The 13,080-nt window shown below is 41.0% G+C and carries 10 protein-coding genes; 9 read left to right on the forward strand and 1 reads right to left on the reverse strand.

The features are described 5' to 3' along the window. Positions 1-5: 5 nt before the first annotated feature. From argG to R2Q94_RS01255, 7 genes are all read left to right on the forward strand, one after another. Positions 6-1,199, forward strand: coding sequence for an argininosuccinate synthase (argG, locus tag R2Q94_RS01225; protein WP_316819612.1), 1,194 nt, complete (start codon positions 6-8; stop codon positions 1,197-1,199). Beyond that, complete coding sequence (argC, locus tag R2Q94_RS01230) at positions 1,189-2,160, forward strand: N-acetyl-gamma-glutamyl-phosphate reductase (protein WP_316819613.1); 972 nt, start codon at positions 1,189-1,191, stop codon at positions 2,158-2,160. The genes argG and argC overlap by 11 nt, the downstream gene beginning before the upstream one ends. A gap of 73 nt (positions 2,161-2,233) precedes the next feature. Continuing rightward, positions 2,234-3,370, forward strand: a complete 1,137-nt coding sequence (locus tag R2Q94_RS01235) for an aspartate aminotransferase family protein (RefSeq protein WP_316819614.1) — start codon at positions 2,234-2,236, stop codon at positions 3,368-3,370. Position 3,371: 1 nt separating this feature from the next. Beyond that, positions 3,372-4,334 (forward strand): acetylornithine carbamoyltransferase, encoded by a 963-nt coding sequence (locus R2Q94_RS01240; RefSeq protein ID WP_316819615.1) that lies wholly within the window; start codon positions 3,372-3,374, stop codon positions 4,332-4,334. Between the two features lie 169 nt (positions 4,335-4,503). After that, complete coding sequence (gene argB, locus R2Q94_RS01245) at positions 4,504-5,292, forward strand: acetylglutamate kinase (protein ID WP_316819616.1); 789 nt, start codon at positions 4,504-4,506, stop codon at positions 5,290-5,292. A 44-nt stretch (positions 5,293-5,336) separates the two neighbouring features. Continuing rightward, positions 5,337-6,155: a pyrroline-5-carboxylate reductase gene (gene proC / locus R2Q94_RS01250; RefSeq protein WP_316819617.1), complete on the forward strand. Its 819-nt coding sequence runs from the start codon at positions 5,337-5,339 to the stop codon at positions 6,153-6,155. 4 nt (positions 6,156-6,159) lie between these two features. After that, positions 6,160-7,227: a M20 family metallo-hydrolase gene (locus tag R2Q94_RS01255; protein WP_316819618.1), complete on the forward strand. Its 1,068-nt coding sequence runs from the start codon at positions 6,160-6,162 to the stop codon at positions 7,225-7,227. Positions 7,228-7,360: 133 nt separating this feature from the next. On the opposite strand, the gene R2Q94_RS01260 is transcribed toward R2Q94_RS01255, so the two are convergent. Beyond that, positions 7,361-10,270 carry a S9 family peptidase gene (locus R2Q94_RS01260; RefSeq protein WP_316819619.1) on the reverse strand — a complete coding sequence of 970 codons (2,910 nt, stop codon included), beginning with the start codon at positions 10,268-10,270 and terminating at the stop codon, positions 7,361-7,363. Positions 10,271-10,449: 179 nt separating this feature from the next. Between R2Q94_RS01260 and argH the strand changes: the two genes are divergently transcribed. Continuing rightward, complete coding sequence (gene argH / locus R2Q94_RS01265) at positions 10,450-11,781, forward strand: argininosuccinate lyase (protein ID WP_316819620.1); 1,332 nt, start codon at positions 10,450-10,452, stop codon at positions 11,779-11,781. Positions 11,782-11,805: 24 nt separating this feature from the next. Next, positions 11,806-13,059: a pyridoxal phosphate-dependent aminotransferase gene (locus tag R2Q94_RS01270; protein ID WP_316819621.1), complete on the forward strand. Its 1,254-nt coding sequence runs from the start codon at positions 11,806-11,808 to the stop codon at positions 13,057-13,059. The last annotated feature ends 21 nt before the right edge of the window (positions 13,060-13,080 follow it).

Raw genomic sequence — 13,080 nt, forward strand, 5'->3', positions numbered from 1 at the left:
TTAAGATGAAGAAAAAAGTTGTTTTAGCTTTTAGCGGAGGTTTGGATACTTCGTTTTGTTGTATTTATTTGGCACAGGACCGTGGACTGGAAGTACATTCTGTGATTGTGAACACTGGTGGTTTTTCTGAGGAAGAGCTTCAGGAAATCGAGAAACGTGCTTATGCCTTAGGAGTAGCTTCTCATGCGGTAGTAGATGAAACTACCAATTATTATGATGGCTGTATTAAATATTTAGTGTTCGGTAATGTGTTGAAAAATGCAACTTATCCACTTTCTGTAAGTGCAGAGCGTGTAAGTCAGGCAACAGCCATTGCAAACTATGTGAAAAAAATTGGTGCTGATTATGTTGCTCATGGTAGTACCGGTGCAGGGAATGACCAGGTACGTTTCGATATGATTTTCAATATCATTATCCCGAACGTAGAAATCATCACACCAATTAGAGATTTGAAATTATCCCGCGAAGCGGAAATAGAATATTTAGCCAATCATGGCGTAGAGTACAGTGCTGAAAAAGCAAGGTATTCTATCAATAAAGGTTTATGGGGTACTTCTGTAGGAGGAAAAGAAACTTTAACTTCTAATGAAACTTTACCTGAGGAGGCATGGCCAACACAGGTTTCAGTAACAACGCCGCGTAAATTAGCGCTGACTTTCGTAAAAGGTGAGCTGGTAGGTATCGATGGCGAGAGTTTAGCTCCGGTTGCAGCGATTCAAAAATTACAAGCAATTGCACAACCCTATGGTATTGGAAGAGATATACATGTTGGTGATACGATTATCGGTATTAAAGGCCGTGTAGGTTTTGAAGCCGCGGCTCCAATGGTCATCATTAAAGCACACCATACTTTAGAAAAACATACCTTAACCAAATGGCAGTTGTCATGGAAAGAGCAATTGGGTTCTTTTTATGGAAACTGGTTGCATGAAGGACAGTTTCACGATCCGATTATGCGCAATATCGAGGCTTTCCTTGCAGACACACAGAAAACTGTGAGCGGAACTGTATTTGTTGAGCTATTGCCTTACCGTTTCCAAATCATCGGCATTGAGTCGGCACATGATTTAATGAGCAATAAATTCGGTAGTTATGGTGAAATGAACAATGCATGGAGTGGTGAAGATGTGAAAGGTTTCTCAAAGATTTTTGGTAACCAGGTGATGATCTGGCACAAAGTGAACAACGATGAGAATTAGAGCAGGAATCGTTGGCGGAGCCGGTTATACCGGTGGAGAAATGCTCCGTTTGCTAATCAATCATCCTTCAGTGGACATCGTTTTTGTAAATAGCAAAAGTAATGCAGGCAACCTCATTTCCGATGTCCATACGGACCTTCTCGGAGATACCGATTTGCGCTTTACAGGAGAGTTATCTTCAGCTATTGATGTCCTGTTTTTATGTGTAGGTCATGGCGATGCGAAAAAATTCCTCATCGCCAATCCGGTTGCGGAAGGGATCAAAATCATTGATTTAAGCCAGGATTTTAGATTAAAGGCTGCAGCAGGGGAAGATTGGGTGTATGGTTTGCCAGAAATGAATCGCGAACGCATTAAAGCGGCGAGTTATATTGCAAACCCTGGTTGTTTTGCCACCTGCATCCAGCTGGGATTATTGCCGCTGGCCTCGAAAGGTTTGTTAAAAGGAGAAGTTCATGTGAATGCGACTACCGGTTCTACCGGTGCAGGACAGAGTTTATCTGCAACTTCTCATTTCAGCTGGCGTAACAATAATTTGTCGGTTTATAAGGCTTTTGAACACCAGCATCTTAATGAAATTGGCGAAAGTCTGATACAGATGGATCCAAATTTTGATGGCCTCTTGAATTTCATCCCGCAACGCGGAGATTTTCCAAGAGGGATTCTGGCCTCCATGTATGTGGAATGTGACCTGACAGCTGAAGAGGCACAAAGCCTGTATGAAGAGTACTATGAGACACATCCTTTTACGCATGTGAGTAAGAAAAATATAGATTTGAAGCAGGTAGTGAACACGAATAAAGCATTGGTTCATGTAGAAAAACATGGCAATAAATTATTTGTGATCAGTATCATTGATAATTTATTGAAAGGGGCGAGCGGACAGGCGGTGCAGAATATGAATTTGATTTTTGGACTGGAAGAGCGGCAGGGTCTGGCGCTTAAAGCAGCAGGGTTTTAGTAAATGCCCGCTGTGCTGAACAGGATTCAGGAACAGTCTAAATCTTTTAATCACCTATTCAAACCTAAAAAAAATGAACTTATTTGACGTATACCCGTTAAACAATATAGAAATCGTAAAAGCCGCAGGCAGTACCGTTTGGGATGCTGAAGGCCAGGAGTATTTAGACCTTTATGGCGGCCATGCCGTGATTTCTATAGGTCATACACACCCTCATTATGTAAAAAGACTGACCGATCAGTTGAATAAAGTGGGTTTTTATTCTAATTCCGTTAAAATTCCTTTACAGGTAGCACTGGCTGAAAAGCTGGGCAAAGTATCTGGAAAAGTAGATTATCAGCTTTTCTTATGTAATTCAGGTGCGGAAGCAAATGAAAATGCATTGAAATTGGCCTCTTTCTATAACGGACGTAAGAAAATTATAGCCTTTAAAGGCGCCTTCCATGGCAGAACTTCTTTAGCTGTTGCTGCTACCGACAATCCTAAAATCATTGCGCCTGTCAATGAAACAGAAAACGTTGTTTTCCTCCCTCATAATGATGAGGCTGCCCTGGAAGCTGCTTTCGCCGCTTATGGAAAGGAAGTTTCTGCAGTAATTATTGAAGGAATTCAAGGTGTAGGTGGGATTAAAGAAGCCTCTGTTAGCTTTCTTCAGAAGATTCGCTCGCTTTGCGATCAGTATGATGCCCTTTACATCGCTGACAGCGTGCAATGTGGTTATGGCAGAACGGGACATTTCTATTCACATGATTACGCCGGTGTTGAAGCCGATGTGTATACCATGGCAAAAGGAATGGGGAATGGCTTCCCGGTTGCAGGGATTTCCATCGCTCCGAAATTTAAACCATGGCATGGGATGTTGGGGACTACTTTCGGGGGGAACCATTTGGCTTGTGCTGCTGCTCTGGCGGTATTAGAGGTGATGGATCAGGATCAGTTGATGAAAAATGCAGCAGAAGTTGGGGCTTACCTGATTGCTGAACTTCAAAAAATTGATGCAGTAACTGAGGTTCGTGGTCGTGGATTAATGATCGGTATTGAACTTCCGGAAAGCTTGTCGAACGTTAAGAAAGATTTATTGTTTAAGCACCATATCTTTACTGGTGAGGCTAAACCAAATGTCATCAGGTTATTACCTGCTTTGAATTTAACCAAAGCTCAGGCCGATCACTTTTTAACCCATTTTAAAACCGCTTTAACAGGATCATAAGATGAAACAATTCACTTCAGTAAATGATGTTGAAGACATCAAAGAGTTAGTAGAAGCGGCATTGGCTTTGAAAAAAAGCCCTTACGCGCATCAGGAACTAGGGAAAAACAAGACTTTAGGTCTGGTTTTTCTAAATCCAAGTTTGCGCACCCGCTTGAGCACGCAAAAAGCAGCGCTGAACCTTGGGATGAATGTGATGGTGATGAATATGGACAAGGAAGGCTGGGCATTGGAAACACGCGATGGTGTGGTCATGAACGGTACAACTGTAGAACATATCAGGGAGGCTGCTGCAGTAATGGGGCAGTATTGTGATGTGCTGGGATTGAGGTCGTTTCCGAAATTAGTAAATAGAGACGAAGATTATAACGAGGAGTTTTTTAATAAGTTTATTAGCTTTTGCGGTGTTCCGGTAGTAAGTCTGGAAAGCGCCACACGTCACCCTTTACAAAGTCTGGCGGATCTGGTGACGATTAAAGAAACCTGGAAAGCCGACAGAAAACCAAAGGTTGTTCTGGCCTGGGCACCACATATTAAAGCGCTACCACAAGCAGTGCCGAATTCTTTCTCGGAATGGATGTGTAAAGCTCAGGAGGAAGGGATCCTTGATTTCACTATAGTACAGCCTCTGGGCTATGAACTTTCTAAAGATTTTACATCAGGTGCAAATATCAGTCACAATATAGATGAGGCTTTGCAGGATGCGGATTATATTTATGTGAAAAACTGGTCGAGCTATAAACAATATGGAAAGGTTCTGCCATTCCCAGAAGGATGGATGATCACTAATGAGCGGTTAAAGGCAACAAATGATGCTAAAGTAATGCATTGTTTGCCAGTGCGCCGGGATTTGGAGTTGTCGTCAGAGGTATTGGACGGACCAAATTCATTGGTGATTCAGGAAGCAGGAAATCGCTTGTGGGCCGCTCAGGCAGTCCTGAAAGCAGTCCTGGAAGAATTATAAGGTATAAGGGATGTTGGAATTGATCCAACATCCTTTTTTTATACTTATTGATTTTTGTGGAAATCTTCTGGTCCCCATCATTATAGGGTATTTGATGTCCTGAAGATGATTTTATGCGAAATGGACCAAAAATATAGAGGCTTTAACATTGAAAAAATATTGAATATAAATGAAGAAATTAAGTGTAATTAAGATCGGCGGAAATGTAATTGATAATTCGGAAAAACTACAGCAGTTTTTACTGGACTTTAATGCGCTTTCAGGAGATAAGATTTTAATTCATGGAGGAGGAAAAATCGCGACAGAACTTGGAGTTTCTCTTGGCGTGGAAGCGAAGATGGTAGAAGGTCGACGGATTACCGATATTGAAACATTGAGGGTAGTGACGATGGTATATGCCGGTCTGATTAACAAAAATATGGTGGCGCAATTGCAGGCAAAAGGTTGTAATGCCATTGGTCTGACTGGTGCCGATGGGAATATTATAAAAGCGGTTAAACGCCCCGTAAAAGATATCGATTATGGTTTTGTGGGCGACCTGGATGAACATTCAGTGGCCTCCGGTACACTGGATAGCTTGATGAAAGCGGGTTTAGTCCCGGTTTTGTGTGCCATTACACATGATGGCGAAAGTCAGTTGTTAAATACCAATGCGGATACTATAGCTTCTGCTGTAGCAGTTGCGATGTCAGATTTGTACGACACCGTATTGGTGTATTGTTTTGAAAAAAGGGGCGTAATGCGCGACATTGAAGACGACAGCTCTTTAGTCCCGGAAATTAAAATGGAAGAATTTGAACGCTTAAAAGCAGAGGGAGTAGTTTCTGGAGGGATGATTCCTAAATTACACAATGCTTTTGAAGCCATAAAAAAAGGCGTAGCTGCGGTTTACATTGGCAAGGCCGATGAACTCCCTCAGCTAAATGAGCAGGGTTTTGGAACCCGGTTAATCATTTAAAGCGCCTGAATACCCAGATCAATCAACCAAACAAAAATAAAAAGATGAAACAGTTTAAGGGCAATATCGCGATTTTAGGTAGCGGAAATATCGGCATTTCTTTGGCCAGGGGATTAGTTAAAGCAAATTATGCAGCACCCGGTCAGATTAGTTTAACCAGAAGAAATGTTGACCATCTTGCGCCCTTTGTAGCACAAGGCTATATGGTTAGTGCTGATAATGCTGCAGTTGTTGCGACCGCAGATGTTATTGTCCTTGCGGTGTTGCCCCAACAGTTAAACCAGTTAATGGATCAGATTCGCCCTGCGATTGATCTGAAAAAACATCTGTTTATATCGGTAGCCTCTGGCGTAAGTTGTGCGGATATCAGGAGCAAATTGGGCACAGAAGCACAGGTGGTTCGGGCAATGCCAAATACGGCCATCGCCATTGGGCAGTCCATGACCTGCATCGCCACCGATCAGGCTTCCTCAGTGCATATGGAAGAGGTGACCCGGATGTTTGAAACTGTGGGGGCAGTTGTGAAAATAAATGAAGACCTAATGACAGCCGCTACAGCGCTGTGTGCCTGTGGTATTGCTTTTTTCTTAAGAGGGATTAGAGCAGCTTCGCAAGGAGGGGTGGAGATTGGCTTCCATGCAGATGAAGCGCTAAAAATGGCGGTTCAAACGGCTAAAGGAGCCGCCGACTTGCTACTACAGATGCAGTCGCACCCGGAACAGGAAATAGATAAAGTAACTTCGCCGAAAGGCTGTACCATTGCCGGATTAAATGAGATGGAGCACAACGGCTTTAGCTCCTCTTTGATTAAAGGCATCAAGTTGTCGGCACAGAAAGCCGGCGCTTTATACACCAAAGAATAAAAATATGATAGAACAACTGCAAAAAGATAGTTTAGAACTGTTGAAACAATTGATTAGTATCTCTTCATTTTCTAAAGAAGAAGAGCAGACGGCCAATTTAATTGAACAGTTTTTGCAGCAGCGCGAGGTTAAGACACAGCGTAAATTGAATAATGTATGGGCTTATAACAAGAATTTCGATTCGAAAAAGCCAACAATGCTTTTAAATTCACATCATGATACAGTGAAGCCAAATACAGGCTATACACGCGATCCTTTCGCTCCAAATGTTGAAGATGGCAAATTATATGGTTTAGGTAGCAATGATGCAGGAGGATGCCTGGTTTCGCTTATAGCGACCTTCCTTTACTTCTACGATCAGGAAGGATTGAGTTACAACATATGCCTGGCTGCTACAGCAGAGGAAGAAATCTCGGGTGTTAATGGCTTGGAATATATACTTCCAGATTTGGGAGAACTTGAATTTGCGATCGTAGGAGAGCCTACTTTAATGAATTTAGCCATTGCGGAGCGTGGTTTGCTGGTACTCGATTGCGTTTCTACAGGAAAAGCAGGTCATGCTGCCAGGGAAGAGGGGGATAATGCCATTTATAAGGCTTTGAAGGATATAGAATGGTTCCGCAGTTATCGTTTTTCTAAAGTATCAGAAATGTTTGGCCCTTTGAAAATGTCGGTGACCATCATCAATGCAGGTTCTCAGCATAATGTGGTTCCGGCAACCTGTACTTTTACTGTAGACGTACGCGTAACAGATGCGTATGCAAATGAAGAGGTTTTGAAAATTATCAGAACGAATGTGGATTGTACCGTAACACCTAGATCGGTGCGCCTGAAGCCTTCTTCAATTGATAAAGAACATCCTATTGTGCGTGCTGGTGTTGCCTTGGGTAGAACAACTTATGGTTCTCCAACAACTTCTGATCAGGCATTGTTGAGTATCCCATCTGTTAAAGTTGGACCTGGTGACTCTGCCCGCTCTCATATGGCAGATGAGTATGTGTTCGTGAATGAAGTAGAAGAGGGGATAAAGTTGTATATCGAGATGTTAAAGTCAGTAATTAACGGAAAATAACAAAATCTGTATCTGGTGTAGATACAGGTCTTCTGTTTTCTATTTATAAAAAATGCCCCAAAAAGTGTTTAACCTTTTGGGGCATTTCCATGTCTATTTGATGGCTTTGGTTGTCTTTATGGAATTTTTTCTTTTATTGTTCTTCCCTACGCTCAAAGGCCCTCGATTCCAGGTGTTTTTCCATATCTGAACGGTTGATCCCTTTTGCCCACCAGTCTGGTGCCGACTTGCCTTTTAACATATAATCGAAATACTCCATCATTCGAACCGCATAATCTTTTCGGTTTGGTAATTTGGCAATCCCATGGTTTTCTCCACGATAGGTGATCATGACTACAGGCTTGTTCAATCTTCTAAGCCCATTATAATACTCAATTCCTTGCGTATAGTCTACAGCACCGTCTTTATCATTATGCAGTAACAGTAGCGGTGTTTGCACTTTCTTGATGTGATAGATTGGAGAGTTGCGGGTAAAGGCATCCCAATTGTCCCAGTATCCAGGAGTTAATCTTCCCTGACTTGCTTCAAAAATCGCCTGGTTGGTACCTCCGCTATTCCAGTAAATCAGACTGTACATACTGATCATATTGGTGAGAGGAGCTCCTGCCGCTGCTGCTTTGAAAATATTGGTTTGAGTAATTAAGAAGGAGGTTTGATATCCTCCCCAGGAGTGTCCATGGATGGCCACGTTTTTCTCGTCAACAATGCCGGTCGCAATCGCAGCTTTTACCGCTGGAACAACACAGGCCACAGCTGACATTCCCGGATCGTTTAGTTTATATTTGATATCAGGCATCAAAACCGCGTAGCCATTACTGGTATACATCGCTCTATTGAATCCACCACCAGGAAATGCTGGCATGGCATAGGTATTCATCTGATCAGTTAGGCGTTCATAAATGTAAGTAATGGTTGGATAACTCTTTCCTTCCTGATAATTCGCCGGAAGGTATAATGTGGCCTGTAGGGTATCTCCATTTGCACTAACATAATTGATCAGTTTTACGCTTGGCGACCAGGCATATTTATCTTGATCTGGCGTATTTTTAGTGATTTGCTTCGCGTTGGCAAGGTTTGCTGAGTTCGTTGCATATACTTCCGGTGATTTTTCATTATCCTGTTTGGTATAAATGAAAACATTCCCGTCAACAGCTTTAGACAAGCCTCCATATATATGGCCATCTACAAAAAGAGGCTTGATACTGGTTTTTCCTGCTTCTAAAATTCCTATTCCTGAATTTTTGTTCTGGTTATTGAAAATTAAGAAGTATTGATCTTTGCTTAGGTCTGTTCCTTTCTCTTTTGGATAGTAAAGCGCTTTTCCCAACAGGGTTTGTTTTTTGCTTTTCCAGTCGTCAGTAAGAGAAACAGCCGTTTTCCCATCCGCAGAGATCCTCCAAAGGTCGTAGTTGTCTTTGACCAAAACATATTTTGAATCTGCTGACCAACCGAAATTTGAAGTGGATGGTTTAAGCACATTGTGGTCGTCTAATTCATCAACGAACGAAGCTTTGATGTTTTGAGTGAGGTTAAATTGCGTTCCACTCTCCAGGTTGATGCTGTAAAAGGCACCATCCTTACTGAAACTTGCCCATTTGCCATTTGGTGCCATGCTCCATAAACCCCTGCCTTCTGTATAAAATTTTTCAAACACCCGTTTTTTATTCCCTGTTTTTAAATCGATGACATAGACATCGGTATAACCCTGGCCGTCCAGATTGCCCATTAATTCATAATTGGAATCGTCGTAACCAATCGCATATAGATTCTTTGGTCCAATGATTACGGTTTTTAAGGTACTATCTGCCAGTTGAGAAATTTTTTGATCTGATACTCGATAAACACTTAAAAAACTATAGTTTTTATCTCTGCTTTCCTGTGTTTGCTGAGCAGATTGAAGACGCTTGTCCTGCCAGTTCCAAATGATCATATCTGGTTTTTCAATGTCAGCTTTTGCAGGTGCTTTGCCCTCTGGTTTAGTTTTTACAGTACTATCTGCCTTATTTTTGTCGGAATCAATCGCTTTTCCGCTTGTATTTGATTTAACTCCGGTATGGGCAGATTTATCTTTTCCAGTGCTATCCGCTTTCTTTTCCTGATTGATGACACCAAAGAATATGCTGGATTGATCTTCTGACCAATAAGGAATGCCATTTCCACTAATCCCCATGTTTTTAGGGAAATCTTTACTGCTTAGGCCACTGAATGATACTTTATTGCTGAGCTCCCCAGCGATTTTATTAAATCCAATAACGGTAAAAATATCTTCTTTGTATTTTTCATTCTTATTGGACTTCAATAAGGCAAATGCATCTCCATTTTCATTCCAATTAATGCTCTTGTAATTTGCTTTGTCGTTCTCTAAAGCAGTAATGAGACCGGTTTTCATGTCTCTGATAAAAATTCCATTCCCATTTTGCCCATTTGCATCAATAATGTAGGCCAAAAGCGTTCCCGCTTTATTAAAGGAATATTCAGATACATTGCCCAGATTGAAATTCTTCTTTGTATTTAACTGATATAGCAACAGGTCAGTTCCTTTTGCTGCGTCCTTTTCTTTTGATGCATTTTCTGCTGGCATAAAATGAATAGCCATCCATTCCGGATTATCTGCAGAAAAACCGAAAGTCTTTACTTTTTCAAAAGTGGTCTTTTGGTTCCCTGGTAAGGAAAGCAATACCAATTGATCATAAAGAGGTTTCATGGTTTTCTTTGCCGCTTTAACTTCTGCTTCTTTCGCAGAAACCTTAAAAGCAGCATATTTTGCGTCTTTTGAATAAACTACCGAGGAAGCTGATGCCCCGATAGGGTAACTGAAGTTGAGGGTATCAGAAACTTTCCGGATGACCGTTTGAAGATCTCCTTCCGTAGGCCCTTTCGCCCAGGATAACCATTGTCCGTTCGGCGAAAGGCTATAAGTATTACTTCTGATGAAATTCCATTTGGAAACATCTTTCCAGCTCAATGCTGGTTTCTGTTGTCCCATAACGCTGGTAGCGAAGGCTAGAGTCAACATTAAGAGCGAATATTTGATTCTGTTCATTATGATTGAAGGTTTCCTCTAAATTATTGTTTTAGTTTAACAAAATTCTAATGTGACAAGAATATTGTACAGGAAAACAGTAGGATTAGCCCATCCGGTTTATCCTCCTTTATAGCGTAATTATTGTATTTTTGCAAAATACCTTTAGCCTTTAAAGAACCTAAACTATAGATTGATAAATGAAGATTTGGCAAAAAAACATAGACGTAAATAAGGATATTGAAACTTTTACTGTAGGTAAAGACAGGGAACTGGATTTACAAATGGCGGCTTTTGATGTACTGGGCTCCCTGGCTCATGTAGAAATGCTGGAAAGTATCGGACTGTTAACTGCGTCTGAATTGGTAGAAATACAAACAGAACTGAAACATATTTACGCAGATATCGCTGCCGGGAAATTCACTATCGAAGATACGGTAGAAGATGTACACTCGCAGGTAGAATGGTTGCTAACCCAACGCATCGGCGAAGCAGGAAAGAAAATTCATAGTGGCCGGTCCCGTAACGATCAGGTTCTGGTAGATTTAAAGCTTTATTTCAGAAACTGTATCGAAGAAATGGTGGGCAACACCAATTCGCTTTTTGAACAACTGATAGAACTGAGTAATACTCATAAGGATAAATTACTTCCGGGGTATACGCATTTACAGATCGCAATGCCTTCTTCTTTTGGTCTTTGGTTTGGCGCCTATGCCGAAAGTCTGGTGGATGATATGGAAATGATGCTGGCTGCTTATAAAATTTGTAACAAAAACCCTTTAGGTTCTGCAGCAGGCTATGGTTCTTCTTTTCCTCTAAATAGAACAATGACTACCGAATTATTGGGCTTCGAAAAACTGAACTATAATGTGGTGTATGCACAAATGGGCAGAGGGAAGACAGAACGTGTACTTGCACAGGCAATGTCCTCTCTGGCGGCTTCTCTTGCAAAAATGGCGATGGATGTTTGTTTGTTTATCAATCAGAACTTTGGATTTATCAGTTTCCCTGATGAACTGACAACTGGGTCCAGCATCATGCCACATAAGAAGAATCCGGATGTTTTTGAATTGATTCGCTCCAGATGTAATAAAATTCAGGCCTTGCCAAATGAGATTGCATTAATGACCACGAATTTACCTTCTGGTTATCACCGCGATCTTCAGTTATTAAAGGAAAATCTTTTCCCAGCCATCACTTCTTTAAATGAATGTCTGGAAATGACCACCTATATGCTGCAACACATCCGCATTAAAGATGATATCCTTACGGATAAAAAATATGCTTACTTATTCAGCGTTGAAGTAGTAAACGAACTGGCTTTAAAAGGAGTTCCTTTTAGAGAGGCTTATAAAATTGTAGGAGAATCAATTGAAAAAGGAACATTCTCACCTTCTACGCAATTAAATCATACTCATGAAGGGAGCATCGGAAACCTTTGCAATCCTGAAATTAAAGACATGATGAATGAGGTGCTCTCCCAGTTCAAATTTGAGAAAACGACTGCCGCAATTGAAAAATTGCTGGCTTAATTATTCATATATAAATAAAATGCAATGAAAGTATCAGTATTAGCTAACACGCTTATCGGTTCAGAAATTATTAAAATTGGAAACGAAGTAAATGATATGAAGCGAAAGGGAGCAGAAATTGCAAACCTGACTATCGGTGATTTCGATCCTTCTATTTTCCCAATTCCTTCTGAACTGAAAGATGAAATTATTGATGCTTATCACCATAATCAAACCAATTACCCTCCGGCAGATGGCATTTTGCCTTTGCGGGAAACGGTGGTAGGTGTTTTAAAAGAAAGATATGACCTTAGCTACAGTACTCAGGACATTCTTATAGCAGGTGGATCACGCCCTTTAATTTATGCGACCTATCTGGCGCTGATTGACCCGGGAGATAAGGTGATTTATCCGGCACCATCATGGAATAATAACCACTATTGTCACCTTTCTTCTGCGAATGGAATCGCTGTGGAGACTACGGTAGAGGATAATTTTATGCCTACAGCAGCACAGTTAAAACCCTACTTTAAAGGAGCTACGTTATTAGCCTTATGTTCTCCCTTGAATCCAACTGGTACAATGTTCAGCAAAGAACAATTGGAAGAAATTTGTGATGCGGTAATTGCAGAAAACGAAAGCAGATCATCAGATGAAAAACCTTTATACATCATGTATGATCAGATTTATTCCTTGTTGACCTTTGGTAAAGAACATATTAACCCAGTTAGTTTACGCCCGGAATTGAAAGATTATGTGATTTATATTGACGGCATTTCTAAATGTTTGTCGGCTACTGGTGTTAGAGTAGGATGGGCCTTCGGACCAGAAGAGATCATCGCTAAGATGAAATCTATTCTTGGTCATGTGGGTGCATGGGCGCCCAAAGCAGAGCAGGTGGCTGTTGCAAAGTATTTTAAAAATGCAAATTTAGTAGATCAATATCTGACTTCCTTTAAACAACAGGTTCAAAATAGCCTTGATGCACTTTACAATGGATTCCAGCAATTGAAAACGGAAGGTTTTGCCGTAGATGCCGTGATTCCAATGGGCGCAATTTACCTGACATTAAAGATCGATTATATCGGGAAAACTACACCGGATGGTCAGGTGTTAAAAAATAGTGCTGATGTGAATTTTTACCTGATTAAAGAAGCTCAGGTGGCATTGGTTCCTTTTTCTGCCTTTGGTACGGATGAAACGGTAAACTGGTTCCGTGCTTCTGTTGGAGGTTGCGCTCTGACTGATATTGAACAAATGATTCCAAGAATCAAAACAGCTTTGAGTAACTTGAAATAATCAAGAAAACGTAATTATAGA

This window comes from Pedobacter gandavensis (assembly GCF_032678465.1).
GTDB lineage: Bacteria > Bacteroidota > Bacteroidia > Sphingobacteriales > Sphingobacteriaceae > Pedobacter > Pedobacter gandavensis_B.

Coding starts and splice junctions, on each gene's coding strand:
- R2Q94_RS01235 (WP_316819614.1), top strand. CDS start 2,234: ATGAACTTATTTGACGTATACCCGTTAAACAATATAGAAATCGTAAAA.
- proC (WP_316819617.1), top strand. CDS start 5,337: ATGAAACAGTTTAAGGGCAATATCGCGATTTTAGGTAGCGGAAATATC.
- R2Q94_RS01260 (WP_316819619.1), bottom strand. CDS start 10,270: ATGAACAGAATCAAATATTCGCTCTTAATGTTGACTCTAGCCTTCGCT.
- argG (WP_316819612.1), top strand. CDS start 6: ATGAAGAAAAAAGTTGTTTTAGCTTTTAGCGGAGGTTTGGATACTTCG.
- R2Q94_RS01240 (WP_316819615.1), top strand. CDS start 3,372: ATGAAACAATTCACTTCAGTAAATGATGTTGAAGACATCAAAGAGTTA.
- R2Q94_RS01270 (WP_316819621.1), top strand. CDS start 11,806: ATGAAAGTATCAGTATTAGCTAACACGCTTATCGGTTCAGAAATTATT.
- R2Q94_RS01255 (WP_316819618.1), top strand. CDS start 6,160: ATGATAGAACAACTGCAAAAAGATAGTTTAGAACTGTTGAAACAATTG.
- argC (WP_316819613.1), top strand. CDS start 1,189: ATGAGAATTAGAGCAGGAATCGTTGGCGGAGCCGGTTATACCGGTGGA.
- argH (WP_316819620.1), top strand. CDS start 10,450: ATGAAGATTTGGCAAAAAAACATAGACGTAAATAAGGATATTGAAACT.
- argB (WP_316819616.1), top strand. CDS start 4,504: ATGAAGAAATTAAGTGTAATTAAGATCGGCGGAAATGTAATTGATAAT.